At 42.4% G+C, this 23,260-nt stretch carries 32 protein-coding genes; 20 read left to right on the forward strand and 12 right to left on the reverse strand.

Going from position 1 to position 23,260, the window contains the following annotated elements:
- Positions 1-5: 5 nt before the first annotated feature.
- Positions 6-905, reverse strand: a complete 900-nt coding sequence (locus tag AACW45_RS13025) for an alpha/beta fold hydrolase (RefSeq protein WP_190633034.1) — start codon at positions 903-905, stop codon at positions 6-8.
- Between the two features lie 983 nt (positions 906-1,888).
- On the opposite strand from AACW45_RS13025, the gene AACW45_RS13030 reads away from it, so the two are divergent.
- The 4 genes from AACW45_RS13030 to AACW45_RS13045 all read left to right on the forward strand — a co-directional run bounded on the left by AACW45_RS13030 (position 1,889) and on the right by AACW45_RS13045 (position 5,174).
- On the forward strand, positions 1,889-2,443 hold the full coding sequence (locus AACW45_RS13030) for a thioredoxin family protein (protein WP_190551002.1): 555 nt from the start codon (positions 1,889-1,891) through the stop codon (positions 2,441-2,443).
- Positions 2,444-2,513: 70 nt separating this feature from the next.
- The gene (pyrH, locus tag AACW45_RS13035) at positions 2,514-3,242 is read left to right on the forward strand and encodes a UMP kinase (protein WP_096645168.1); all 729 of its coding nucleotides are present in this window, start codon (positions 2,514-2,516) and stop codon (positions 3,240-3,242) included.
- The gene (frr, locus tag AACW45_RS13040) at positions 3,229-3,777 is read left to right on the forward strand and encodes a ribosome recycling factor (protein WP_190633035.1); all 549 of its coding nucleotides are present in this window, start codon (positions 3,229-3,231) and stop codon (positions 3,775-3,777) included. The genes pyrH and frr overlap by 14 nt, the downstream gene beginning before the upstream one ends.
- Before the next feature lie 272 nt (positions 3,778-4,049).
- A complete protein-coding gene (locus AACW45_RS13045; protein WP_190633036.1) occupies positions 4,050-5,174 on the forward strand; it encodes a geranylgeranyl reductase family protein in 1,125 nt (374 codons plus the stop codon).
- Positions 5,175-5,422: 248 nt separating this feature from the next.
- Here the strand turns inward: AACW45_RS13045 and AACW45_RS13050 are convergent, their stop codons facing one another.
- The 8 genes from AACW45_RS13050 to AACW45_RS13085 form a co-directional block, all read right to left on the reverse strand.
- Positions 5,423-5,689: a hypothetical protein gene (locus tag AACW45_RS13050; RefSeq protein ID WP_190633037.1), complete on the reverse strand. Its 267-nt coding sequence runs from the start codon at positions 5,687-5,689 to the stop codon at positions 5,423-5,425.
- Positions 5,686-6,174 (reverse strand): hypothetical protein, encoded by a 489-nt coding sequence (locus AACW45_RS13055; RefSeq protein WP_190633038.1) that lies wholly within the window; start codon positions 6,172-6,174, stop codon positions 5,686-5,688. The genes AACW45_RS13050 and AACW45_RS13055 overlap by 4 nt, the downstream gene beginning before the upstream one ends.
- The gene (locus AACW45_RS13060; protein ID WP_190633039.1) at positions 6,171-6,410 is read right to left on the reverse strand and encodes a hypothetical protein; all 240 of its coding nucleotides are present in this window, start codon (positions 6,408-6,410) and stop codon (positions 6,171-6,173) included. Before AACW45_RS13060 ends, AACW45_RS13055 begins: the two co-directional genes overlap by 4 nt.
- Positions 6,410-6,991: a hypothetical protein gene (locus AACW45_RS13065; RefSeq protein WP_190633040.1), complete on the reverse strand. Its 582-nt coding sequence runs from the start codon at positions 6,989-6,991 to the stop codon at positions 6,410-6,412. The genes AACW45_RS13060 and AACW45_RS13065 overlap by 1 nt, the downstream gene beginning before the upstream one ends.
- Before the next feature lie 116 nt (positions 6,992-7,107).
- On the reverse strand, positions 7,108-7,902 hold the full coding sequence (locus tag AACW45_RS13070; protein WP_190633041.1) for a hypothetical protein: 795 nt from the start codon (positions 7,900-7,902) through the stop codon (positions 7,108-7,110).
- A complete protein-coding gene (locus AACW45_RS13075; RefSeq protein ID WP_190633042.1) occupies positions 7,902-10,388 on the reverse strand; it encodes a hypothetical protein in 2,487 nt (828 codons plus the stop codon). The genes AACW45_RS13070 and AACW45_RS13075 overlap by 1 nt, the downstream gene beginning before the upstream one ends.
- Positions 10,389-10,391: 3 nt before the next feature.
- Complete coding sequence (locus AACW45_RS13080) at positions 10,392-10,826, reverse strand: hypothetical protein (RefSeq protein WP_190633043.1); 435 nt, start codon at positions 10,824-10,826, stop codon at positions 10,392-10,394.
- Positions 10,826-11,149, reverse strand: coding sequence for a hypothetical protein (locus AACW45_RS13085; protein WP_190633044.1), 324 nt, complete (start codon positions 11,147-11,149; stop codon positions 10,826-10,828). Before AACW45_RS13085 ends, AACW45_RS13080 begins: the two co-directional genes overlap by 1 nt.
- A gap of 220 nt (positions 11,150-11,369) precedes the next feature.
- Here AACW45_RS13085 and AACW45_RS13090 point away from each other — a divergent pair, with 220 nt between their 5' ends.
- Complete coding sequence (locus AACW45_RS13090; RefSeq protein WP_190633045.1) at positions 11,370-11,951, forward strand: tyrosine-type recombinase/integrase; 582 nt, start codon at positions 11,370-11,372, stop codon at positions 11,949-11,951.
- Positions 11,952-12,271: 320 nt separating this feature from the next.
- Positions 12,272-12,640, forward strand: coding sequence for a hypothetical protein (locus tag AACW45_RS13095; protein WP_190633046.1), 369 nt, complete (start codon positions 12,272-12,274; stop codon positions 12,638-12,640).
- 100 nt (positions 12,641-12,740) lie between these two features.
- Here AACW45_RS13095 and AACW45_RS13100 read toward each other — a convergent pair whose 3' ends face one another.
- Entirely contained in the window at positions 12,741-15,047 is a 2,307-nt protein-coding gene (locus AACW45_RS13100; protein WP_190633047.1) for a DnaB-like helicase N-terminal domain-containing protein, read from the reverse strand.
- 179 nt (positions 15,048-15,226) lie between these two features.
- Positions 15,227-15,664 (reverse strand): hypothetical protein, encoded by a 438-nt coding sequence (locus AACW45_RS13105; protein WP_190633048.1) that lies wholly within the window; start codon positions 15,662-15,664, stop codon positions 15,227-15,229.
- Between the two features lie 462 nt (positions 15,665-16,126).
- On the opposite strand from AACW45_RS13105, the gene AACW45_RS13110 reads away from it, so the two are divergent.
- From AACW45_RS13110 to AACW45_RS13175, 14 genes are all read left to right on the forward strand, one after another.
- Positions 16,127-16,315: a hypothetical protein gene (locus tag AACW45_RS13110; protein ID WP_190633049.1), complete on the forward strand. Its 189-nt coding sequence runs from the start codon at positions 16,127-16,129 to the stop codon at positions 16,313-16,315.
- A gap of 6 nt (positions 16,316-16,321) precedes the next feature.
- Positions 16,322-16,540, forward strand: a complete 219-nt coding sequence (locus AACW45_RS13115; RefSeq protein WP_190633050.1) for a hypothetical protein — start codon at positions 16,322-16,324, stop codon at positions 16,538-16,540.
- A 3-nt stretch (positions 16,541-16,543) separates the two neighbouring features.
- The gene (locus AACW45_RS13120; RefSeq protein ID WP_242045462.1) at positions 16,544-16,816 is read left to right on the forward strand and encodes a hypothetical protein; all 273 of its coding nucleotides are present in this window, start codon (positions 16,544-16,546) and stop codon (positions 16,814-16,816) included.
- Between the two features lie 5 nt (positions 16,817-16,821).
- The gene (locus AACW45_RS13125; protein ID WP_190633051.1) at positions 16,822-17,025 is read left to right on the forward strand and encodes a peptide ABC transporter substrate-binding protein; all 204 of its coding nucleotides are present in this window, start codon (positions 16,822-16,824) and stop codon (positions 17,023-17,025) included.
- A gap of 33 nt (positions 17,026-17,058) precedes the next feature.
- A complete protein-coding gene (locus tag AACW45_RS13130) occupies positions 17,059-17,526 on the forward strand; it encodes a hypothetical protein (protein ID WP_190633052.1) in 468 nt (155 codons plus the stop codon).
- Positions 17,501-17,755, forward strand: a complete 255-nt coding sequence (locus AACW45_RS13135; protein ID WP_190633053.1) for a hypothetical protein — start codon at positions 17,501-17,503, stop codon at positions 17,753-17,755. Before AACW45_RS13130 ends, AACW45_RS13135 begins: the two co-directional genes overlap by 26 nt.
- 181 nt (positions 17,756-17,936) lie before the next feature.
- On the forward strand, positions 17,937-18,443 hold the full coding sequence (locus AACW45_RS13140) for a hypothetical protein (protein WP_190633054.1): 507 nt from the start codon (positions 17,937-17,939) through the stop codon (positions 18,441-18,443).
- Entirely contained in the window at positions 18,443-18,715 is a 273-nt protein-coding gene (locus AACW45_RS13145) for a hypothetical protein (protein WP_190633055.1), read from the forward strand. The genes AACW45_RS13140 and AACW45_RS13145 overlap by 1 nt, the downstream gene beginning before the upstream one ends.
- Positions 18,697-19,230: a hypothetical protein gene (locus tag AACW45_RS13150; protein ID WP_190633056.1), complete on the forward strand. Its 534-nt coding sequence runs from the start codon at positions 18,697-18,699 to the stop codon at positions 19,228-19,230. Before AACW45_RS13145 ends, AACW45_RS13150 begins: the two co-directional genes overlap by 19 nt.
- On the forward strand, positions 19,220-19,384 hold the full coding sequence (locus AACW45_RS13155) for a hypothetical protein (RefSeq protein ID WP_190633057.1): 165 nt from the start codon (positions 19,220-19,222) through the stop codon (positions 19,382-19,384). The genes AACW45_RS13150 and AACW45_RS13155 overlap by 11 nt, the downstream gene beginning before the upstream one ends.
- Before the next feature lie 92 nt (positions 19,385-19,476).
- Positions 19,477-19,839: a hypothetical protein gene (locus AACW45_RS13160; protein WP_190633058.1), complete on the forward strand. Its 363-nt coding sequence runs from the start codon at positions 19,477-19,479 to the stop codon at positions 19,837-19,839.
- On the forward strand, positions 19,829-20,062 hold the full coding sequence (locus AACW45_RS13165) for a hypothetical protein (RefSeq protein ID WP_190633059.1): 234 nt from the start codon (positions 19,829-19,831) through the stop codon (positions 20,060-20,062). The genes AACW45_RS13160 and AACW45_RS13165 overlap by 11 nt, the downstream gene beginning before the upstream one ends.
- Before the next feature lie 250 nt (positions 20,063-20,312).
- Entirely contained in the window at positions 20,313-21,500 is a 1,188-nt protein-coding gene (locus AACW45_RS13170) for an IS110 family transposase (protein ID WP_190633060.1), read from the forward strand.
- A complete protein-coding gene (locus tag AACW45_RS13175) occupies positions 21,490-21,696 on the forward strand; it encodes a hypothetical protein (protein ID WP_190633061.1) in 207 nt (68 codons plus the stop codon). The genes AACW45_RS13170 and AACW45_RS13175 overlap by 11 nt, the downstream gene beginning before the upstream one ends.
- A gap of 4 nt (positions 21,697-21,700) precedes the next feature.
- On the opposite strand, the gene AACW45_RS13180 is transcribed toward AACW45_RS13175, so the two are convergent.
- Entirely contained in the window at positions 21,701-23,224 is a 1,524-nt protein-coding gene (locus AACW45_RS13180; protein ID WP_199331122.1) for an iron uptake porin, read from the reverse strand.
- Positions 23,225-23,260: the final 36 nt, after the last annotated feature.

A 23,260-nucleotide genomic window follows, 5' to 3' on the forward strand; every position in this document is an offset into this window, starting at 1 on the left:
CAAAATTAATTATTTCTTGATCGCTCGTTGATCCAATCTTGTAAAATCGGATTGACTAATTCTGGTGCTTCATCTTGGGGGCAATGTCCCACGCCTTCTAAAGGAATAAACTTCAATACTTGGGGATAATCAGCTAACTCTCTACCTAAATCTACTGGTTCCCAAGGGTCGGCTGTTCCCCAAATAATCATAGCCGGACAAGGTAGCACGGGAAGTAAATCTTCCGGTAAGGGGCCGCGAGAATAACTGGTAAAGGCTAAAAATACAGCTACTGCACCAGGATCTTGCGCTGGGGCGGTTAAAATATCTACTAACTCGTCTGTGACTGCTTCAGAGTTAGCGTAGGCTTGGAGGAGAATTTTCCTAACTGTTGTGGGTTTGGCAATTTGATTAAAAAAGAACTTGCCAATGGGTTTGAGCGATAATATATTTTGCAGTAAAGGTGCGCCCAGACGACGAGATAAGGGTAAAGTTGCTCGTTTGCGATCGTGTAATAGTCTTAAAGAACAGTTAATTAATGCTAATCCTAAGGCAATCTCTGGGTTGCTGACTGCTGCTTGCATCGCCACAATGCAGCCAATGGAATTTCCCACTAAAAATGCAGGTTCTCCTACTACTTCCCGACAAAAATCTGCTACTTGCTGTCCCCAGGTTTCTAGGGTGTAGTTAATTTTTTTACCCGGTTCTGGTTTAGCTGAACTGCCAAAACCAATCAAATCTATGGCATAAACGCGGCAATTTTCTGCTAACACTGGTATATTTTGCCGCCAATGCTGCCAGGAAGCGCCAAAACCATGTACTAATACTACAGCCGGGCCAATAGTTCCTTGGCTTTGGTAGCAGATGGGGAAACCTTGCCAAATCCAAGTTTTTGTGGCGGTAAATGTGGTTTGAAGATTTGTCATAATAGTTGATAAATTATGTATTTCACAATTAGACCGAAATGTCTTACCGCAGCTATTTTTCAGGATTTAAAATCATTTTGATGCTGAGGCTGTGCTGCTAGTACGGCTTGCTAGGAATTTGTCATTACTTGCCATAAGGATTTTATGAATTTGTAAATTAGTAGCTGATGGCAGCCGCTCTGTACTAGCTCTCATAAAGTTGTATACATAAATTTATGTGTAAAATATAACATAATACTATAATTTTTTCCTACTACTTCAAATTTAGGAAAGTAGTTAGCAAGACAATATTTATACTTTAAAAGTAACCGCTATCAAACAGAACTGTCTCCATAACAGAGTATTTATCTTGGCTGGCAGCAGTTAAATATCTCACAAAATTATCTTGATGATGTGTAATTTATCATCGCCATCAGGTAAATAGATAGTATTATTGCTATAGGTATATAGTAATTGGTAAATTTCTTACAAAGGTTTTGATGGTCAATGATACCACGGAAATCTAGCGAAAATTGCCAATTATTTGGGTTTAATCGCGGAATTTATTGCTAATCTGCTCTAATATAATAACGCTCGCTAGGAAAAAGGTAATTGCAACAAGCAACTAGATTATTCATTAAAATCCCTACATTAACCTACAATTAAGTTTTCGTAAAGAATGAATTAATCATGCTTGGTACAGAGCAACTATTGCTAGTATTGATTACAGCAATTCTACGGTAATTATAAAATTTCTACATTAGCTCAGATTCTGCGATCGCGACCTAGTTGTTTTAGCTGCGTAAAACTGCCAATGGTATCTAGTTCAATTTTTCAGGATTAGTATCAGTATGAGATTCAGTAGTTTTACAATTTACGCTAGCGAGATTAGTCCATAAAATGAGGACTTATTGAGCATCTGCCAAGGAGTGGTTTGCAACTAGGAAACTGACGCTGAATTTGCCGCAATTTTTTTTGTTGCTAGTTCCTCCAAACCTAAACCCATGACTATACTAGAATCTATTGATACTCCTGTTGGGAGCTATGCACCAGACTTTGAACTGCCAGGAATAGATAATCAAGTACATCATCTGAGTCGTTATCTAAATAAGTTCCGTGCAGTTGCTGTGATTTCCATGTCTAATAACTGCCCTTATGTAACTTTATATTTAGACCGACTCAAAAAAATTCAAGCAGAATTTGCCAAAATAGGTTTTACATTAATTGGGATGAATGGCTGTGGCGCAATGGGACAGCCAAAAGAAAGTTTGGAAAATATGAGAATTTTTGCCCAGTCTCATCAGTTAAACTTCCCTTATATATGGGACTCAACTCAAGATGTAACTCAGAGTTTGGGGGCGAATAAAACACCAATGGCTTTCTTAATTGATAAGACAGGTATTTTACGCTACAGGGGCGCGATTGACGATTATCCCCAAAATCCCTTGGCAGCAGGAGAAGATTATTTAAAAAATGCGATCGCGGCGCTGCTAAAAGGCCATAAAATAAATACACCAGAAACTGAGGCGGTAGGTACTTCATTAATCTGGCATAACTAGACAGAGATAGCCATTGTACTGCTATCTTAAGTTGGAGGCAATTGCAACTGTTTCGACAAAGCGTAACTTCATGGGAACGAATTACCGACGGGTTTTACTTAAACTGAGCGGTGAAGCTTTAATGGGCAACATGGGCTATGGCATTGATCCAGAAGTGGTCAAGGAAATAGCCCAAGAAGTAGGAGAGGTGGTAGCCACCGGCGTGCAGATCGCGATCGTGGTGGGCGGCGGCAATATTTTTCGTGGTGTCAAAGCAGCATCGGCGGGTATGGATCGCGCCACTGCTGACTACATCGGGATGATTGCCACAGTAATGAATGCCATGACGCTGCAAGATTCCCTAGAACGGATAGGGGTGCAGACGCGAGTGCAAACTGCGATCGCTATGCAAGAATTAGCCGAACCTTATATTCGTCGTCGTGCCATCCGTCATCTTGAAAAAGGGCGGGTGGTAATTTTTGGCGCTGGTTCGGGGAATCCCTTCTTTACCACAGATACCACGGCGGCATTAAGAGCAGCAGAAATCGATGCCGAAGTAATTTTTAAAGCCACCAAGGTAGACGGAGTATATGATGCCGATCCTTTTGTCTATCCAGATGCTAAACGTTATACCAGCCTCACATACGCCCATGTTTTGGCGCAAGATTTACGGGTAATGGATACTACAGCGATTGCCTTGTGTAAAGAAAATAATATCCCAATTCTGGTTTTTGACTTAACGGTGCGAGGTAATATCCATCGGGCAGTCATGGGAGAATCCATCGGCACCCTTGTGGGAGGTTCTTGTGAAATTAGCTGAAGCTCAGAGTAAAATGCAACATACCGTTGAGGCAACTCAACGGGCTTTTAATACGATTCGTACTGGTCGCGCCAATGCGAGTCTACTAGATAAAGTACAGGTGGAATATTACGGAACACCAACGCCATTAAAATCACTGGCAAATATCAGTACACCTGATGCCTCAACCATATTAATTCAACCTTACGATCGCAGTAGCTTGAATATTGTGGAAAAGGCAATTTCCTTGTCAGATGTGGGTTTAACCCCCAGTAATGACGGTTCTGTCATCAGGCTGAATATCCCGCCCCTAACAAGCGATCGCCGCAAAGAACTCGTCAAACTGGCGGCTAAATATGCCGAGGAAGGGCGTGTAGGGATTCGTAACATTCGCCGTGATGCCGTAGATTCTATTCGCAAGCAGGAAAAAAACGCGGAAATTTCGGAAGATGAATCCCGCGATCAACAAGACGAACTGCAAAAATTAACTAATAAATACACTGCCAGAATTGACGAATTATTGGCAGAAAAAGAAAAGGACATTACGACTGTTTAGGGCATGGGGCATGGGGCATGGGGCATGGGGCATTGGCTTCGGCTCCTGTAGGCTATGCTCATTCCTGGGTCAATTTTCCACAACTGACAACTGACAACTGACAATTGACCTAGAAACCACAGATATTCATCGTTACTTTTCGGTGTTTATCTGTGGTTTTACTTAATCAGTGAGAATTTTTGATGCCTGCTGAGTATACACTAGTCTAGGGTGGCGATTGCACTACCCGATCAAGTTTTGCTGGGCTAAGTGAGGAGCAAGAATTCAGCAATATGTACGATTGTATTATTGTGGGAGCCGGGCCATCTGGGGGAACTGCTGCCTATCATTTGGCCAAGCAGGGTCGCTCAGTGTTAATTTTAGAAAAAGCATCTCTACCTAGATATAAACCCTGTGGTGGTGGAGTGTCACCGGCGATCGCTCAATGGTTTGATTTTGATTTTAGTCCAGCGATTTCTGTCAAGGTAGACTCTTTGCGCTTTACTTGGAATTTAGAAGATTCAGTAGAAGCAAAAATCGGCGTGAAAGAACCGATTTGGATGGTAAGGCGGGATGTTTTTGACCATTTTCTCGTCCAACAAGCAAAGATACAAGGGGCGAAACTGCAAGATAATACAGAAGTCACGGGTATTGAGTTTACAGGCGATGCTTGGCAGGTGAATACAGCCAATGGCTCGTTTACAGGTCGCTATTTAATCGCGGCTGATGGTGCGAAAGGGCCGATGGCTAAATGGTTAGGCTTTAAAGACCGCAAACGGCATTTAGCTGGCGCATTAGAAGCCGAAGTTCCCGCCAATGTGGAAAATACATCTATGGCTCATTTTGAATTTGGCTTGGTGAAGAATGGCTATATTTGGAATTTTCCCAAAGCTGACGGGTATTCTTTGGGTGTGGGTACCTTTATTGGCGGCGCACCTCCCCAAGACTTTAAGAAGATTTTAGATGAGTATGCCCAATCTTTTGATGTTGATGTGAAAGTTTGTCAGCAATACGGTCATCCGATTTGCTTGTGGAATGGGAATCAAAAGCTACATACTCAAAATGCTGTTTTGGCTGGGGAAGCAGCTTGTGTAGTTGACCCGATGACGGCGGAAGGTATTCGCCCTTCGATTTTTAGCGGTTTGCTAGCAGCCAGTGCTATTAATCGGGCGCTATCGGGCGATATTAACGCTGTAGAAGATTATACCAATGCCATTAACGAACAATGGGGAACGGATATGGCTTGGGCGCAAAAATTAGCTAATGCATTTTATCGCTTTCCCAAAATGGGTTATGGCGTGGGTGTAAAGCGTCCTTCTAGCGTGCAAATTATGGGTAAAATTCTCTGTGGTGAAATGCGCTATGGTGAAGTGGTTAGTCGGGCGCTCAAGCGTTTAATTCCTGGGTTTGGTGGGTGAATTGTTGATGGTTGACGGTTGACTGTTGACTAGACCTCTTGCAAAAGTCCTAATTTTCTCATTCTTCTCTGCGTCTCTGCGGCTCTGCGTGAGCTTTTCAAACTCCTAATCAACACAGCGACATATATTTATGCAAGAAGTCTACTGTTGACGGTTGACGGTTGACGGTTGACGGTTGACGGTTGACTGTTGACTGTTGACAGTTGACTGTTGACTGTTGACTATGGACTAAAAAGAATCCCCAGAGATTATTCGTGAGCTTTGACGTTGCGCATGATCCAGATTTTGACCTCAATCAAGTTGCGGTCAATAGCTTCTAGCTTGTCCTCAATCTCATCAAAGCCGTGAGCGATTCCGTCTGAGATATTTTGCTGATTGTTCCGTAAGTGGTTAAAATCTCTCTCTGCTGCTAGTTTGCGCTTTTCTGAGTTCCCGTAGGTGAAGAAAAGCCAGGTTATGTTTCCCCCAATCGCTAATAGCAATGCGATTAAGGAAATCGATGTTTGAATATTCACAATGCGTCAACCTTGGCTTCCAGCCTGGGAAGGTCTACATTTTTAATTTGATTTACTAACTCTTCTGTTGAATCTGTATCAGTCCCCGTATACCGCCACACAATTACATGGGTATCTTCAAACCAATCAGGGACTTTAATAAAAATGCTGTAATCAACAGATAGTGGCTGTAAAAGTAGTAAATTTATTTTGTCTAAGAATAAAGCGTAGCGTCTATTAAAACTGGCATCTTGGGAGCCGCCAAACACAATACCAGTAGTAACTTGCTGCCTCAGGTTACCTGCAAATTTCCAATTTCTACCATCAGGAATATTTGTAGAAACTGAAATTGCCAACACAAAAACATCTAACAATACAGCAATAGATATTTCTGGAATGGGGACGATTTTATAACCGCCCCCAACTAGTGGTAACTGTACGGCTGACACACTTTGATTGTGAATTACTTCCCAGTTCGCAGAGTTCCCTAGCTGTAATTGCCTCATAGCCAAAGTTCTTCAGTAATGATTCCTTGAGCTAGTTGCTCAACAGGACGGACAAACCCATACGGATCTATTCCAAAATGGTCTAGGGTGTCAAAATAGGTTCCTGTATCTAGTTTTCCAGCCAACCAATTAGCAGAGGCTTGGTTAATCAAGATCATGCCTTTGATGTCCCGAAGGTCACCGGCGGAAACCATTAATAAATCCCGGTAGTCCTGGGGCAAGTACAAGTTAGTCATTAGACCACTTCAGGAGTAAAAGAAATGCGGTTACCTTTATCATTTAAAAACGTTGCGATGGCAGATTGTGCCCTAATTGCGGCAACTGCGTCTAAATAAGTTTCTCCACCTGTATTTTTAGAACCAAAGGGAGATGCAACGCTTTTGTTGTCGTAGCGCTTGTATTCGATATTAGTAATGCGTGATTTGTTATCCGAAACAGCAGCACCGCGCTGCGTCAAGGATATTTTGGCGGGTTTGTATCCCGTCAGCCCGTCAAGTTTTGTCCCCCCAGTTGGCAAGGTGAAGTTAGCCGCTAATGTTCTACCAGTATCATCTGCAGCATTCCGTACAGTAGAAATCAAAGAAGCGTTTGCAGTTTGAGTAGATGATAATAGCTTAACTGGTAAATATATCCTTCCAGAAAGTCCGAAAGATTCAACATATCCAGCAACTCTGTTAGCGTCAACTCTTACAGAAGTTCCTCGTTGTCCTTTATATAGTGTTTGCTTTGCATCTTTTGATAAATCTTCCCATGCTCGTAATTTGGTAAGAGCTTCGTTAAGTTCTCTCCCACGACGAATATCTGAATATTTTCCCATATTGCTTTTAGATGAGTTTTTTGCAGTGTTGCTAAAACCCAAATATAAATCGCATTTTAAGTTATAAATTTTCCGCGAACCCTATAGGGGTTTGAGAAATATTAGCTTATATTTGTTTACGGTCTGTACATCGGGTTTGCATAAGTCCCAGATAAATCACACAATACACGGATTTGCGTGTCATTATGCAGATTTATACTGGCATGTTCAAATTCTACAAATACAGTAGGTCTCCAAATAGGCTTTTGTTGTGTTTCACCTAAAATTGTGATGGTTCCGGGTGTAGTATCACTATTTCTATTTGGAGTAGTGAATTTAAAAATATTATCGTCAAAAGTTAAATTTCTGTGAGCGATAATTTTACGCGCTACTGTTTCACCTATCTCTGAAGTGTGAGCATAAATTTGTAAATTCAACCCATCTTCAGGCTTAACATACCAACCAATAATTTTACCCTTGTTAAATCTGTATGGTGTGGGTTTAGCAAAGTCATTATAAATATTTTGTCCCAATGTTCTTAATTCTGCTTTGCTCAAACTGGATGAGGTTTGATTCATCAATCTATAAGACATTCGTGCAGTTTTAGCGGTCTTACCTTTGGGGACAGATTCTTTATTCTGTTTAAAAAATAGCGTAACCTCTGGCTTATAAGTAACATCAGCATCAACATCAATCTTGGGCATTCCAATGATGTCAGGTTTAAGATGTGTTTTTTGAATTATTTCTCTAAATGCCCTCATTTTAACTTGAGCAATTGCAATACTATCTTTAGCACCAATCAATAAATCATCTCGCAGCGCTTTTCTAGTATTGTTACTATCAGCATCTTTAAACCAGTCGTATACCTCACGGTTAAAACTATCGCCATTACGGAGAACTTTTCTAAGTTGTGCCCAATCTCTAACTGGCATTAGATTAAATCCTCCCAAGAGTACTCTTTCGGTGGTAAGGCTTCTATTGCTGTTTCTCTTTCTGTTTTAGACTGTCCGATTGCTTCTTTGATTGCATCTTCAATTTCTTTAGATTCTTGCTTAATTTGGTTAGCTGAATCTACAGCGCTGCGAATTTCAGATGTAACAGCTTCAATTGCTTGTAATCCTTCTGTGACCACAGAAATACCATCAGCTAATTTGCCAAATTTCGCGTACAATCCACCTTTTAATTTAAGATTCTCTGGGGTGTAGTCCCAGTTGTTTTCTGATAGCAAGCCTTCATCTTGCATAGCGTTAAAGCCTTTACCTGTTAGCCTTGCTGACTGCTCAACTGCACTAACAATACTCCCTCCAATACTGCGAACATTATTAACTACATTGGCTGAACTTTGATAAATGCGATTGTATATAGCCCATTGAGCTTTTATTTGTGCCCATTCCTCAACGCCAAATACAGATTTCATGACATTCTCAATCGCACCACCGAATACTTGTTGAGTGCTAATGGTTTCTGCTTCTGGGTTGATGATCAGAGTGGGGATAGCAAAGATATTATCTAGAATGCTGAAAAATGTTTGTGCGGCTCCATCTGAAAGCATGATCACGTTATGCATAGCGGCCGCCATTGTGACCAGGTTGGCAATTTGGTTAACTGCTTGATTGGTGGTAATTTTGGTAACTACTCGACCAATGCCACCAACTACTTGATCGCCCAGCTTGGTGTTTATGGTATTCAACAGGGTTAGCTGTGCAGCGTTTGCACCTGCGTTAAGTCCTTGCTCTAAATCCCTAAGTTTTTGACCAAAGTCTGCTTTTAACCCGTTGCTTTGATTATTCAATGCACCTGCTACGCATCCACTATTTGCCGATTCACACATTGCACTGCCCACAGCTTGCTTGATTTGTGGAACACTGGGAACTCTAGCAGCTGTGGCAGAAGCTACGGCGGCGGGTAGTGCTGGTAGTTTGGCTAAAATTTCATCTATTTTGGCGTTGCCTTCCCGGTTCATTTTGTCCGCCTCGCCTAGTTTTTGTTTAATTTGTTCAAATTCCCCTCGCGTTACTGTGTTAGCTCCAGGAGTAGAAATCTTTTGCTCAATCTGTTTGATTTGTTCCTGTTGCTTCTGTTGGGTGTCATTGATTCTTCCGATGGGTTGCGCGATCGCGTTTTGAATTGCAGGATTTGTTACCACCCCATTTTTAATTGTGCTGATTTGCCCTAATGCGTTTGTAGCTTTGCTATCAGCATTAACTGCTGTTCCCCCAATAATCCCAACTCTTCCAGCTACATTTGATAATCCTTGAGCCGTATTTTGAGCAGTAACTAAACCTAATCCCCCTAGCTGAAGCGCTGCATAAGCTTCCTGCTGCGCCTTGGTAATTCCTCTTTCTAAAATTACATCTTTCTGCTCTAATTGATTAATTTTGGTTCTAAGTTTTGCATTTTCAAGAATTGCAGCTTGCGCTTTAGTATTAGCCGCTTCTGCTTCTTGTTCGGCATTTGTAGCTTTTTGTATTGCTTGATTGGCTTTTGCATCAATTCCAGGAATTTGAAATTCCAAATTAGAAACTTTCCCTGATACCTGCTCCAACTCTAATCTAAGATTTAATTGTTCATTATTTAAAGAAATAATTTGACCAGTATGATCCATCACTGCTTGATTCACTAAATCAAGCAATGGCTCTACATTATCAAGTCTATTGTTAGCTGTATCTGCTTTCTTGTTTGCAATATTTGCAATTTCTGCTGCTCTTTCTGCGAAGGCTTGAGCCGTATCTGCTTTTCTGATTCCAATATTTGCAATTTCTGCTGCTCTTTCTGCGAAGGTTTTAGCCACATCTGCTTTTCTATCAGCTTCAACCGCCCTAGACAATGCTGTTCTTGCTAACGATTTAGTTTCAGACACTTCACCCGAAAGTCTAACAATTGATTCAGTATTATTATCAACACTTTTAATTGCTTTTTCTGCTTTTGAATCCGCACCCTCAGCAGTATTCTTGACTGCTTTCACTTGACTAAAAAGCTGGCTGATAAAGTTATTTGCTTGGTCTAGCCCAGCTTCTACCGCGTCAATTCTTCCGGTTATCGCTTGTAAAGTTGCGGCAGCCCCCAATGCAGCTGCCATGGTCGCGGCTATCATTGCAACTTCTTTAATCAGGTTTCCAACTAAAAATAAAGCTTCCTTGGCTAGAGTTAATGCCGTTCCAACCGCATTTTTAAGCCAGGTTATATCATCAAAAATTGGGATTAAACTTGTGGCGACGACTGCCTTTGTGATATCAGGAACGATTGCCCTTGAAGCATCTACTGATTTATTAATAATTGCTTGTTCGTCAACCGGCTTTATTTGTGCCAGTCTTGCATTAATCTGATTGATTTGTTGCTGCAAGTTTGCACAGCAATCACACTTTCCAGCACAATTTAAAGCTTGCTGGAGATTTGAAATTGTGCCAGAAGCGCTCATATTTTAACTACAATTTCTTTGTTTTAATTGATTTGATAAGCCTTCAATAGTTGCCCATTCAGAATTTGAGATACATTTACCACTGCATCCAGTTCCGCAAGCGGTTTCACATTCTGCTAATGAAGCATAAATACCTGGGGTATCGTATTGCGTAGACACAATACAAGCCCCATTAATGCAGTCGTAAGACTGACTAGATACGCAGTTCGGATCTGTTTTTGTGAAAGCAGTAGCGACGATTGGAGCTATACCTGGGGAATTAGCCCACACAAGTCCGCCCCGCATATCCCGATCATCGCAGGCTGAGTAGAGATAATCCTTTCCTGATATGGTTTTTAAAAATGGATTATCCCACTCATAGCCGCTAACATATTCGTGATAATCAACCCCATTAAACCGGAACGTAATATCCCAGCTTCCAGGACAACCGCAACTCATTAGTAGCTATCCGGATCGAGAGTTGAGCCAGTATCAAGTTTTGCCAAATTTAAAGTAATTTGATCCACACGATAGGCATCAGTCCCGCGCGTGGTAAAGGAAGAGAAGCCGTTACTGATGTAAATACTTTGGTCTGTATTGCTATCAAAATTTGATTGGGATAAATAAGATTGGGCTTTTAGGTTAATTGCTGCTAGCAAACTTTCAGCCGTATTGCTTCCGGATGCGGTTAAGCCTGTTAGGTCAGATTTTAAAATTGTCAAGGTAGTGGCATCCTGAGTTGCACCTGTACCGAATATTTGAGTTAAGGTTGGTTCCGCCATAAAACTGATTTTTTATTGAAGTGAATAAATCCGTTTTATTTGCGATTGAAAATACTTGCAATCTTCCAGTTTTATGTAAAAGCGGTATATACGCTGATTACGTGTAAGTCTTGTCAGCGTTAGGATTGAGCGACTTATTACTAATAGATGAAATCTTATATATTCCGCTTTTACCTCTGAACTAGGTAAAAGCGGAACATTAAAAACGGGAGGTCAATGAATGAAGATTGACGGTCACGGACAGGCCGCCTGTATCACTGACACGGAATATTCTAAATTACGGCGTCAGATTCAAACCCAAAAATACAAATTACTTTTGGATTTGGGCTGGTACACCGGGGAACGGTGGGGTGCTTTAATTCAGCTAAAGGTCAGTGATGTTTATGATGCCAGTGGTAAACCACGAGAATATATAACTTTTAGGGCTGCAACTCGCAAAAAGCGGCCTGATGGCAGCTGTGAAACTCGACAAGTACCAGTGCATCAAGTTTTAGGTGAATCGTTGGCATCTTACAAACCTGAAACTGATAGCTTATGGCTATTCCCCAGTCGGGACGGGACAAAACCGATAACTTGGCGCAATGCTTACGACATTCTCAAGCGAGCTTGTGAAAAAGCTGGTTTTGGAAGTAAGGGAATTAGCACGCATACCTCCCGCCGGAGTTTCATCACCAAGTTACACCGCAACGGAATTGACCCGTACAAAATTAAAAAAATTACTGGGCATCGGGATTTTAAAGCACTTGAGCGTTATATCGACATTGATCCAGATGCTATTAAGGGGGCTATAGCCACATTATGATTAACAAAACTGACTTGATATTGTCGCTGGGCTACCTAATTGGCCAAATCCTGAACGGCGATATGGACAACCCCGAAACTTTGGCAAAATCTCTAGAAGGTATTGCCGACCGGATGTGGGATGAATACGAAGCCGCATTGCTTCCCCCATCGCTTAGGATTGACCCATAAAGCAAAACTCAAATTTCAACTGCCGCGATCGCACTTCTTGCCGATACACCCTGATTGATTCCCAAGAAAACGCGATCGCATTTTTTTGCCTTGTAACAGGCAATGGAGCCTTGTATTATTGCCTTGTAACAGGCAATAGAGGGCACGGCTATGAGCAAAGGTGGACGTAGAAAAACGACTTGGCAGTCTAGCTGGAACAGTGGAGAAACCAAGTTAGTCAGAATTCCCATTGCCTTAGAATTTAAGGTAATGGAGTATGCTAAATCCATAGATGCACCTAATGACAAGTTAGTGAATGTCCCTCAGCGAGCGGGGGATGCTTCCTTTATTCTTCAGGCGATTGAAGCGTACATTGAGTACAAACGTACCAAGCACCACCCAAACCAGCACTCGAAAGAACTCGACATTAACACCCGTGCCTGGGATGAGTTGCGGAAGTTTAGGCAATTGGTGAAAGATAAGCCTGATGTACTGGGTTTGGGGAAGGCTGGGGAATCACCAGACAACCCAGCCGACTGATGGGAGTACAAAAATCCTCATTCCTGTACCAGACCATATTCGGCCGAAGCTTATCACGCAATTTGCAACAAGCAAAGTGCTGGGTTATAATGCCGGACTTTTACATCTTGGCTAGCTGATGTGGGAAGAAAGCCTTCTTGATCAACTTCCTTTCGCAATTTAAAAAGATGCCAGCAGAACCAATCGAGGAGATAACAGCAAGTTTGTCTTGATGTTTTCCACAGAGAATGACTACTTGATCCGTGACAGAGAAATTGTGTTTAGGGGATTCTTCACAGGGTCTCAAGTCTGCAAAGTTTAGAGTTACCCAGCGTTTCCCTGCTTTCGCGCCGACAGTGCCTAAAGCATCAACAATATTAAAAATCTCTACTTTGCATCCCAAAGACTTGCTCCAGTAAATAGCTTTTTCTTCAATCAGGGGTAGTTCGTCGGTTGTAGGTGGCGACTGCACGATCACCTCACGATCACCCCCACGATCACCCCTAGAGTTGTTATCTGGTGAGGGTTCTGGGCGAAGGTGATCGGCTGAAGGTGAAAAATTCAGATTATTTTTTTCTGGCTCAACTTTTTCTAAAAGCGATTTTTCTGTACTTAGACGATCACCTTCGGCTGTATCGCTTGCTGTGTCTAGGTCGATGGGGTGATCGTCGGGGGTGATCGTGGGGTGATCGAGGGTGATCGAGTTTTCTATGATACAGGGTGTGGAATCAGCTTCTATTTCAGTCCTAGCAAGGATTTCGAGTCGATTACTGGGGTGATCGTCGGGGTGATCGTCGCCATTCTCCCAAGCTAGGTAATAGTTGGTTGCGTGACCGGGGCGACGCTCGGCGCTGATAAGCCCATCTGCGGACAAGGCGGATAAGCTGCTGCGGGTGTGTCCGTCGGAGTAGCCCAGCCGGTGAGAAAGTTCTTTTGATGTGAACTTAATATTACGGTTGGCTTTGAAGAAATCTAAAAGCGCGTCTTTGGCTGACTGCTCTGAGGCGACAAACTGATCAACGTCTTCTCCCAGGAACGTGAAGCTGAGGTCTTCAGGGCTGAACATCAGCCGATATTTTTTACCGGAGGAGCGCGATCGCGATTTGTCGATTGTTAGTAGTCGGTCATAGGGTGTGGCTGATTGGCTGTTGTCTTTGGCTAATGTCCAGACTTCGCTGACTGCGTTTCTAATAGCGGTTGTACCGCGTACCCCGCCTTCCCGGTTGGTGTGGTGAATAATTAAAAATGTGGTGTTGTACTGGATTGCTAGCCCGGTCATCTCCAAAATGGGGCGGGCGTATTCCATTTGTGATTCTTGGTAAACCGAGTACTTGTTAGCAGTTGATAGCGAGTCGATGACAACAAAGTCGGGTTGAAATTCTTTCAAATCCTGAATTAGCACTGGCATATTCTCAGCACTCCAGCCAAAGCGAACGCGAACGTGCTTATCAATATCATCTTCGGAGTAGCCTAGTGACTCCAGGGCTTGCACCATGTCGCCGGGGCTTTCATCGCCTTGATAGTAAAGGATTTTGCGTTTTTCACCTGTGGCAGTGAATTTACCAAACTGAGTACCCTGAATAATTACTTTGCCAATTCCATAGGTAAGTTTGGTTTTACCAATTCCACCGTCAGCCGCCAGCAAAATAGTTGTTGCTTTAGGAACTAAGCCATTAAGTAACCATTCCCTAACTGTGGAACCCGCTAACTCTTTCAACTCCTTGTAAGTGAGTAATTTCGTACACTGTGCTGTGAGACTTTTAAGGTATAAAAGTTCGAGGAAGTTGATTGATAAATGATGCTCGTTAGCTAGGTCTTTGAGTTTTAATAGCTTTAAAGACGGTTGTGTACAAGTTGTATAAATTGTGGTTAATTCATCAAGTAATCTGTCGTGTTTCCATTGTTGGTATTCTTCTCTAGTTGGTGCGACTGGATGCTCGATTACTGAGCGTATTTTGTCTTGGGTTATTGTGCGGAGTTCATCAAATTCAGTCTCCGTGTCATAGCCTAATTTATAAAGTTCATCGAATACTTTTATTAGGTCACGCCGAACGGCTTTTTGAATAACCAACGCGGCTAAAGCATCTATGTTAACAGTACTTTCCGCCGCATCAACTAGCTTGGCTAACGTGCTTCGCCATTCCTTTTTGTTAGGGTACTTGTCCCTGATTTTGCTTTCAACTGTTAGTAAATCGGTTGGTTGTTCCTGCTTGCAAAGCCTCAAGCACTCTTGATAAATCAATGCGTGTGTACGTATAAAGAAATGCTCCGGCTTTAACCTGTCTTTAACTCGGTATATAGCATTAGAGTCTACTAATATACCACCAATAATTGCAACTTCAGCGTCTATATTGCATGGTGGCAAACGGTCGTTAGTTGCACGAAAATCTAATTGCTCAGAAGGAAATGGATAGATACCTTGAGTCATTTTTCTACCTCAAGGTTAATGTTTTTAGCTATGTTTTGTGTCATAATATCTCCTATTATTTGGTAGTCAAAGTCCTTGAAATCGAGGACTTTTTAATATTTCTGGACACTAAGAATCAGGTTATTAACTACTTGTTAATACCCAATAGAAAGCCGTCCTCACGCAAGGGTGGGGACGGTTTATTCTTTATGTTCTTCGGTTGCGTCTAAAGTATTTGTTTGTTCTTGAATTACAAGCGCTGTTTTGATTCTTCTCTCTAGAATTTCAACACTAGATAGAAATTGCTGTTCTTCCTGTTTGGCTGCATCAAGCCTTGCCTCTAAGTGACTTTGATGAGATTTGGTGTAAGTGAGGAACTGCTCTTTTAGGTGCAATACCTCATCTAGGATTTTCCCAGCAGGGACTCCATTACTAATTTCTTCTCGTTGGGATTCAATACTCCCGCCGGGATAGTCTTTCTCGCAATCCCTACTAGCAGGTCTGTTCTGCTCCCCAGACCCATTGACAAAGCCACAGCCTCTAGTTCCCTCCAGTCCTTGTCCGTCATTCTCACCATTCGGTTGTGAGTTTCTTCTGTGTATTTTTTTGGTCTTGGCATTGAGTTGAGCGTTCTCCATTGTCTCTCCTGACAGAATTATTGCATATGCAAAAAGCAAGCGCATATGCAAAACCTAAAAGAGCTATTGACTTTAAGTTTTGCATTATGCATAAATATATATCACAGTAACGCATAATGCAAAACTGCAACGTTCTTGCACGTTGCACCGTTACCTGAAACCTGATGCTTAATTCGGCAGACAGTCTGCCGAATGCCCAACACCCAACACCAAACCCGCCAGAGATAGCAGCCTGTGCTAGGTAAAGACCTGCTAGTGAGTTGGAGGAAGGGCAAACTGTAAACCTTAGTGGAGGAAAACTTAGACGTATAAGCTCGTTGACAGCGCTAATACCAGCAAAATTACACCTTAAATCGCGCCAGAGGTACGCTGGCGCTTCACTCCAAACCCGCCAGAGATAGCAGCCTGTAGTGGAAAGACCTGCTAGTGAGTGAATGACCAATGACCAATAACCAATAACCAATGACTATGAGTAAAAACCTTGTACAAAAAAACCGACGCCGCAAAAAACGTGGACTTAAACCGCTTGAAGGGCTGAGACAATCCGTGATGCTTACGCAGGCGAGTGCAAAAATAACAAAGTTTTATTCGACGCCCTGCCTAGCGGCTACTCGTGAGTTTGAGCAAAAGATCATAATCAATGACCAATGACCAATCATGAGCAACCGATGGCAAGACAACAAAGACTTATTTTTAACAGGCACAGTCAGAGAACTGATCGAAAGACTGCAAAAGCTAAACCCTGACGCGATCATGCAAGTTCGCATCATCGGCGAAGGGACTGATTGCGAATATGACATCCACGAAGTAATCGTTAGAGAACACTGGATCGGGATAGTCGTGCGTGATGACAACCTAACAGCCAATGACCAATGACTAATGACTAAACAAGAAACTGATATTTACTCCCATGTAAGCGAACATTTCGACCGCGCCCAAGCATCCGGCCTGCAAGTTTTGATTTACATGGCACTGAGAGAACAAACCAGCATTGCCTATCAGCACAAGGAGTTAAATTTTCACGATATCCCGTTGAATATTGTTTTATCGGTCGATGCCCTGTCTGAAGATGAACAACTTTACCTTGCGTCTCAGATAGCTAGTGACATGTTTGAAGCATCAGCCCTTGTCAATGCTGTATTTCAGCCTTAATAAAAATGGAAAAACTAACACCAGAAGAATTAATTGAGGCTAGATGCTGGATTAAAGATTGTTGCTGGGCTGATCTTAAAGCGGATCAGGTTGACGAATTGACCAGTGGAGAAGTACTCAGGGGGATTCGGCGACATTATGACGGCGGAATTATTGCCTTTAAAAATGCGATCGCGTTGAATACCAACGAAATGCGATCGCGTGAGTAAAACCATTGTGATTACGTAACCAAATTGTATGCGATGGACAATTTATACACCACACCGCAAGCCTCACAGGTAACCGGGATACCCGAAGGAACAATTCGCAGTTGGTTAAGCCGACACCCTGGGGTATTCCAAATCGATGTTCATCTAATTGCGGACGAACACGGCCAAAAACTTTGGACTGAAGCCGGAATTGAGTTATTGCGTTCCCGTCGTGCATCGAAAAATGCAGCAGATGACGTTGCGGAAAATGATGCAGGCGATTTACTGGAATCGTTGCTAGACCATTCTGCGGAAACTTTAGCCCTTGAATATTGGCGACTGTTACCCGGTCGAGTGCTGCACAGAATTAAGCAAATGCAGCAAAACCCAACACCGCAACAGCGTCAAGTTATCCAAACCTCAGTTCACGCCGCAATTAATGCAGGTACCGAGCATCTACTCTTGCCCACATACCAACCAATTCTGCTGGGGGGAGATGAACAACCAACAACAAACGACTAACAGCAACAGAGTAGTTCCTTTTACCGGGGAATTTTACGTTCAGCCTCAGCCATCTGCACCGGTTGCAGCCAGTAAAGCACCTTACGCGATCATCATTGCAGCCGCACTAGTTGCAGGTTTAGCGATTGGGGCAATTAGCACTTACCAAAGTTCGGATCAAGTGCAATTGCGCCAGATGAAAGCTGATGCCCAACAGTTAGAAAAACTCAAAACCCAAGTTTGCCGATGAAAAAATTTGATTTTGTAAGGCCAAAGACACGACAAGACGCTAGTGTGTGGCGAGTTATAGAGGTTTCAGACAATCGAGTTACGGCGGAAGAACGTCCTAACGAATTGGAGCCAACTAGTATCAGAAGAATTTCCGCCTCTGCGAATTTTTTTATCTCACTTGAAGATCAGGAGGATTAAAAATGGGATTCCTTGCACGTATTACTCAAAGCAATAAATCCAGTGAAGGCGGTTCAAACCTTGCCACTGGCGGTCATGCCATAGATAAAAATCGGGTACTAGCTCCCACAGACCCAACCGCAATAAACCCGATGAACGCGGGTAGATGGCAATCTGTGAGAACTGCACCAATTAACGACAGACCACGCTATTTTACCAAGGAAGAAGCTGCAGCACTTAAAGAACTTGCCAAGCAATGCACCGAAGGCGCAAGGCAGTCACAGCGAGCCTATCGTTCACTCAAAAAAATAGAAACTGCTGATGCTGAGGTTCACAAACATCATAGAAATTACGTTCGCGGTGTCGCTGACGGCGAACTCACCAAAAAACGCGCCGACGTTGCAACAGCCAGACATCTGCACCGCCAACGTCCGGAGTACGCTCGATTGGGAATTGGCTTAGAAAATGCTGATAACAAGGCACAGCAACGGATTGAAGAACTAAAAGCCAAAATCAAGGCGGCTAAGTAATGGTTAAGGCGGTACACCTGGGGGCTTGGTTCCTGCTTGGCTGTATCGCCTCTAGCGCTGTCGCTTGGCTAGGGGCGTTACATCCAGCTTTAACCCGTGTTATGTGGGTAATTTACATCATGTGCGCTGCGGCGCTAGTCGTTGCATTGCTTACGGATGATGCTGTTCGCCCCTTCCTCAAGCTTAGTGAGCATGATTACTATGCCTTATTAATTGCGATCGCGTTTTCAATTTTCCTGGGGGGTATGCTGTCATGGCTTCTCGGTGGTTGAGAACTAATTGCCTAGCCAGTGCTACAGCTGCATTTTGGCTAAGTGCATTATCTCCACTTCCCCCAATTGGGAAGGGTATCAGCTACAGCTTGGCAATTGTCGCCGGCGTGCAACTGGTGCAGGAATCCAAACGGCTAATGGTCGATGATGCCCGCCGTAAAGCACTCTCAGCAATGAATGAAGAACTTGAAACGGTAGAAATTGCACTTCACACCCAGCAACAAGAAATTGCATTGCAAGAAATTTATGGAGCTTCCGAGCCAACTTACCCGCCGGAAGTCAAAGAGGAATTAACCCAATCGCTAGAACATTTATATAGTGAGCCTAGCGCAAATCATCCGGATGAGCTTACGGCTTCCACTTCCCAGAAAAAAGCTTTGTATTTGGCTGTAAAGTCACTACTTGAAAGTCAGGGCAAAACTTATGTGATTGAAAAAGTGCTTCGCGTTAGGTGGGCTAAGGGTGAGCAGATGTTGCAGCAAATTTTGGATGAAGGTGAGGCGAATGGGTGGTGAATTTCGCACTTATATGGAATGGTGCAAAGACAACGGCAAGGAGTGGCGGTTAGATGATGATTGTTTTAGCGTTCCTCTTGGCAATGCACTTTATGAAGCCACAGCTATTGCTTGGGCGCGTCAGCTATTAATCAAGGCTGGACTAAATTTTTAAAAATGCGATCGCGTAAGAGGAGAAAAACGCGATCGCACTTCTGACCCAAAGACTTAAAACGTTTACAAGGTAAAAATTATCACATTTTAGGCATGGAAACTTGGGCAAATTTAAAACCTGATACACCTTTTAACAAGTTATTCCCTGATTCAAAAGTACCAATAAAATCAATGTTTCCTATCGTTCCCAGAGAAGAAGGAAGCCCACATTGCTATGTAGTTGATGCTAAATATTTGAGCCAGGAACAAATACAGGCACTAGCTGAGGAGCTTTATCAAATGTGGCAGCCGGAATGCACTTCGGTGCAGATGGCGATAGATTACATCAATCAAGGATTGCCTTTAAACATCGAACATTTTAACGGTGTAACTTCAACCAGTTCATTACTTATGTCAATGTTTTTGGGTGAGCCAGAACAGTCAGATGAGTTTGAAGATGATGAATATGAATATTGATTTTCAGCCCGATCCATCTTGGGACTATTACGAAATTTGGAATTCACTAGTTGCCATTAAAAGCCGGATAGACACGGGATTAAACCTCATAGCCAAAGTTGAAAAAGCAGACAGCCAAATTGATGAAAAACTCAAAGAAATTTTAGAGCCTGCTTTAAACGAACTAGAACAAATTATGGAAGAGGATCTCTCGGATTATTACTCGGAGGAGTTCGACGCCTGATGAGCCAGCCTGACTAGCTGGCGAAACGCGATCCAAATTGCGATCGCGTCGCGGTCTGAGTCCAAATCAGTCGCCAGCATTCCTAAATGTAACTTAGGGCTTTGAAAAAGAATTAGGCTTTGGCTTTTACATTTTCGCAAGCTCGGTTACTGGGGGATGCTGTTTAAATCCCAATGTCTTGAGAGTGAAGCAGGCTTATGGCTTTTGGGTGATTCTTAGACTCTTCGGGAATTTTTAAAAACAACACCCCATGCAAAACAAAATCAGAATTTTGGGACTTGATGTCAGCAAGTCCTCAGTTTCCGCGTGTTTGCTTGAAAGTAAACCTGATAGAGTACGTCAATTTTATTATGAATATCGGTTTTTGAAATTTAACGCCAACCGTGCAGGAATTACCGCAATGCTGGCGTTAAATGCCGATATTGCAATTATCGAACCAACAGGTACAAACTATAGTTTAATTTGGGCTGAACATTTGCGCCGCGCTGGGGTTGATGTTCTCTCAGTTGGTCACAAAGAATTAAGAAATTACCGGGCTAACCATTTAGCTTTACCAGATAAGGATGATGACGCCGACTCACTTGCGCTTGCTTGTTATTGGTTTGACTACTGCGGTGATACTACACGATTTGTTGATAACCGTTGCGGGATAATCCGTCATATCCGGCGGTTGATTTTGCGGCTAAGTCATCTCAACCGGGTGCAGTCGCCGATCGTCAACCGGTTACGCCAAGATTTAGCTTGGCAATTCCCGGAAATAGCACTTTCACAATCTAAGCCGGGTAAATGTGGCGTTTCACCTTTGTGGGCATGGCTAGCCGGGGAAGCTGTATCGCTAAGATATGATGCAATGCTAGCTAACAGCATCGGCTTGGGGATAGGGCATGAAGTAAAATTTCACGCTCAAAGGCTTTGTAGTTTGCAACGTGAAGAACGGCTGATTGAATTGGAGTTACAGCAGTTATTGAGCGATGAGCGGTTTAGCGTTTACAGGGAAGCATTTGCAAAATTTGGCTTTGGGCTGCGACTGCAAGCAATGATTCTCAGTCAAATTTACCCGATTGAATTTTTCCTCAAGGATGGCAAACCAGAAGTACAAATTCGCAAAGGTAGGAAATCGGGTAAGCCTACCAAGCGATACATTTCACTGCGAAAATTTCAAAAGTGCTTAGGACTTGCGCCAAGCCTGGAATCATCAGGCGATAAACACCAAAGTAAAGTTAACTCTGGTTCTAAACTTTGCCGTAAAGCCTTCTGGCAATGGGTTTTTACTCGTTTAGAGGTAAAGCGCTGCCGTTTGGATAATGAAATTTACACAACTTTGTGCGAATTTCTGGATAGCGAGAAAACTTTAGGTAAGCCAATTCGATTAGTGCGATCGCGTGTGGCATCCAAAGCTGTTAAATTGCTGTTTCGGGAGTTGACCAGTGATCAATAATTCTGACTTTCCTAGAATTTTAGAAATTGGTGATCATGTCTGGAACGAGATAGGCGGGCCGGTTGGATTAGTAATTGATGTTCGGCGTCATGAAGTACAAGGATATCAAGAAGCCCTAGTAAAGTATTACTGGGGTGATAGTTACTGGTTTAAATCAAGTGAGCTAGTACGAACTCGTCAACCTTTAACCGAATAATCTACTAGAGTGAAAATGTCGTTCTGATTGTACCAACATAAACTGGATCGCTATTTTGTTTGTGTTCGGGATTTGTGATGATTAATAACCCAGGAGTAATGGCAATATTGTCATTAATTTGCCAGCGATATAACATTTCTAAATGCCAAGCGGTAGCTTTATCTTGATATCTATTACCAAAATCATTACTGATAACTTTTGGCGGTTGACCAATGATAATACCTGCAAAGTTACCTTTTTTGCCTAAATCGGGAAAGGCTAAGGTAATAGCATAGTTCAAAATGTTAGCGCTGGGTTTTCCTGTAATGTCTGAGGCGGTGGCTTGTGTTAAACCAACCCAACCGCCTATAGTGAAACTACGGCTTAATCGCCAAGTTGTTTGTAAACCGTAAGAATTGGCAGTGATACTGTTACTTTTATCGTTAAAAGGGTCATTAGCTAGTTCGCTTCCTGTTCCTGTTTTCAAGTTATTGAAAGAGCGGATATAAGTTAAACCAAATTTATAATTATTACTAGGTCTAAGAGTTAGTTGGACAATTGCTCCATAGGGACTTTTGCTAATTCCTACTCTGGGATTGCGAGCATTATCAGCGATATAACCAAGACTTAAATTAACATTTTTGCTAATTTGATAATCTATACCTATACCCATACCCGCACTTTGGCGGTAAATTGGGTTATGTCTGCCAAAGCGGGAGATTGCACCGAGACTACTTCTGATAAAAAAAGGATTTACTGTATCAGCAAAATCGCTTAATTCACTACCAGTAGCGCTCAGAGAAAGTCTGGCTTGTTTGCTAATAGGAAATGTATATTCTAAACGGCTGATATTTAGTTCATTATCGTTATCACTTTCAAAGCCTAAGCGAGCCATATCTGTACCTGTAGCTTTTTCTAGGCTAGAGATATTTGCAGATTGCAATCGCAATCTCAGATGGTCTTTACCAGTAAAGCTACTATCAAGATTTAAGCGTACACGGTTATGAAAAACAAGATTATCATCGATGGGTTTTTGATGGCGATCGCTTTTTTTTTCGCCAAATGCTCCCGTAACTGCAAATATGGCTTCTCCGGTTAGCTTGGTAGTGGTGGAAAATTGTTGTGTTTGCAATTGTGAGGTTTGCAAATCTAAATTTTCTATCCGGGTTTCTAAGCGACTTAATTCAGTTGAAAATTCGGTTTTTAATCTTTGTAATATTGCTAAATCATCTTGATTCACCGTTATTTGATTGGCGGTAATGAGTTGCTGAATTCTCCGCCAGCAGGAATTTAAATGAATGGCAAATTCATCACGGGTAAGAGTTTGGTTACCAGCATAAATGTTATGGTAATTAAGCTGGCAACCGTAGCGGTTTTCTAGGGATTGTAAGGCTTGAAATGACCAATCTGTAAATTTTATCTCTGATAGTTGGGAAACAGAATTAAAAGATGATATATTGCTTTGTTCTGTGTTGATAATATCCTGAGCTAAGGCTGGGTGGGATAAGGCGAAAATTGCGCTAATCGCAGCAGAGCTAAAAGATATCAATTGACGAAAAAGTTTTGTAAAAACAAAAATTTGTTG

Origin of the sequence: Calothrix sp. FACHB-168, from assembly GCF_963889195.1 — a bacterium.
Classification (GTDB): domain Bacteria; phylum Cyanobacteriota; class Cyanobacteriia; order Cyanobacteriales; family Nostocaceae; genus Aulosira; species Aulosira anomala_A.

Excerpts from the sequence above, each read along its gene's own strand:
- AACW45_RS13105 (WP_190633048.1), bottom strand. The coding sequence starts at position 15,664 with ATGGAGAACGCTCAACTCAATGCCAAGACCAAAAAAATACACAGAAGA.
- AACW45_RS13045 (WP_190633036.1), top strand. The coding sequence starts at position 4,050 with ATGTACGATTGTATTATTGTGGGAGCCGGGCCATCTGGGGGAACTGCT.
- AACW45_RS13130 (WP_190633052.1), top strand. The coding sequence starts at position 17,059 with ATGGACAATTTATACACCACACCGCAAGCCTCACAGGTAACCGGGATA.
- AACW45_RS13165 (WP_190633059.1), top strand. The coding sequence starts at position 19,829 with ATGAATATTGATTTTCAGCCCGATCCATCTTGGGACTATTACGAAATT.
- AACW45_RS13065 (WP_190633040.1), bottom strand. The coding sequence starts at position 6,991 with ATGGGAAAATATTCAGATATTCGTCGTGGGAGAGAACTTAACGAAGCT.
- AACW45_RS13085 (WP_190633044.1), bottom strand. The coding sequence starts at position 11,149 with ATGGCGGAACCAACCTTAACTCAAATATTCGGTACAGGTGCAACTCAG.
- AACW45_RS13125 (WP_190633051.1), top strand. The coding sequence starts at position 16,822 with ATGGAAAAACTAACACCAGAAGAATTAATTGAGGCTAGATGCTGGATT.
- AACW45_RS13090 (WP_190633045.1), top strand. The coding sequence starts at position 11,370 with ATGAAGATTGACGGTCACGGACAGGCCGCCTGTATCACTGACACGGAA.
- AACW45_RS13060 (WP_190633039.1), bottom strand. The coding sequence starts at position 6,410 with ATGACTAACTTGTACTTGCCCCAGGACTACCGGGATTTATTAATGGTT.
- AACW45_RS13150 (WP_190633056.1), top strand. The coding sequence starts at position 18,697 with ATGGCTTCTCGGTGGTTGAGAACTAATTGCCTAGCCAGTGCTACAGCT.
- AACW45_RS13030 (WP_190551002.1), top strand. The coding sequence starts at position 1,889 with ATGACTATACTAGAATCTATTGATACTCCTGTTGGGAGCTATGCACCA.
- AACW45_RS13110 (WP_190633049.1), top strand. The coding sequence starts at position 16,127 with ATGACTATGAGTAAAAACCTTGTACAAAAAAACCGACGCCGCAAAAAA.
- AACW45_RS13055 (WP_190633038.1), bottom strand. The coding sequence starts at position 6,174 with ATGAGGCAATTACAGCTAGGGAACTCTGCGAACTGGGAAGTAATTCAC.
- AACW45_RS13140 (WP_190633054.1), top strand. The coding sequence starts at position 17,937 with ATGGGATTCCTTGCACGTATTACTCAAAGCAATAAATCCAGTGAAGGC.
- pyrH (WP_096645168.1), top strand. The coding sequence starts at position 2,514 with ATGGGAACGAATTACCGACGGGTTTTACTTAAACTGAGCGGTGAAGCT.
- AACW45_RS13145 (WP_190633055.1), top strand. The coding sequence starts at position 18,443 with ATGGTTAAGGCGGTACACCTGGGGGCTTGGTTCCTGCTTGGCTGTATC.
- AACW45_RS13160 (WP_190633058.1), top strand. The coding sequence starts at position 19,477 with ATGGAAACTTGGGCAAATTTAAAACCTGATACACCTTTTAACAAGTTA.
- AACW45_RS13095 (WP_190633046.1), top strand. The coding sequence starts at position 12,272 with ATGAGCAAAGGTGGACGTAGAAAAACGACTTGGCAGTCTAGCTGGAAC.
- AACW45_RS13155 (WP_190633057.1), top strand. The coding sequence starts at position 19,220 with ATGGGTGGTGAATTTCGCACTTATATGGAATGGTGCAAAGACAACGGC.
- AACW45_RS13075 (WP_190633042.1), bottom strand. The coding sequence starts at position 10,388 with ATGAGCGCTTCTGGCACAATTTCAAATCTCCAGCAAGCTTTAAATTGT.
- AACW45_RS13115 (WP_190633050.1), top strand. The coding sequence starts at position 16,322 with ATGAGCAACCGATGGCAAGACAACAAAGACTTATTTTTAACAGGCACA.
- AACW45_RS13170 (WP_190633060.1), top strand. The coding sequence starts at position 20,313 with ATGCAAAACAAAATCAGAATTTTGGGACTTGATGTCAGCAAGTCCTCA.
- AACW45_RS13080 (WP_190633043.1), bottom strand. The coding sequence starts at position 10,826 with ATGAGTTGCGGTTGTCCTGGAAGCTGGGATATTACGTTCCGGTTTAAT.
- AACW45_RS13135 (WP_190633053.1), top strand. The coding sequence starts at position 17,501 with ATGAACAACCAACAACAAACGACTAACAGCAACAGAGTAGTTCCTTTT.
- AACW45_RS13070 (WP_190633041.1), bottom strand. The coding sequence starts at position 7,902 with ATGCCAGTTAGAGATTGGGCACAACTTAGAAAAGTTCTCCGTAATGGC.
- AACW45_RS13025 (WP_190633034.1), bottom strand. The coding sequence starts at position 905 with ATGACAAATCTTCAAACCACATTTACCGCCACAAAAACTTGGATTTGG.
- AACW45_RS13120 (WP_242045462.1), top strand. The coding sequence starts at position 16,544 with ATGACTAAACAAGAAACTGATATTTACTCCCATGTAAGCGAACATTTC.
- AACW45_RS13100 (WP_190633047.1), bottom strand. The coding sequence starts at position 15,047 with ATGACTCAAGGTATCTATCCATTTCCTTCTGAGCAATTAGATTTTCGT.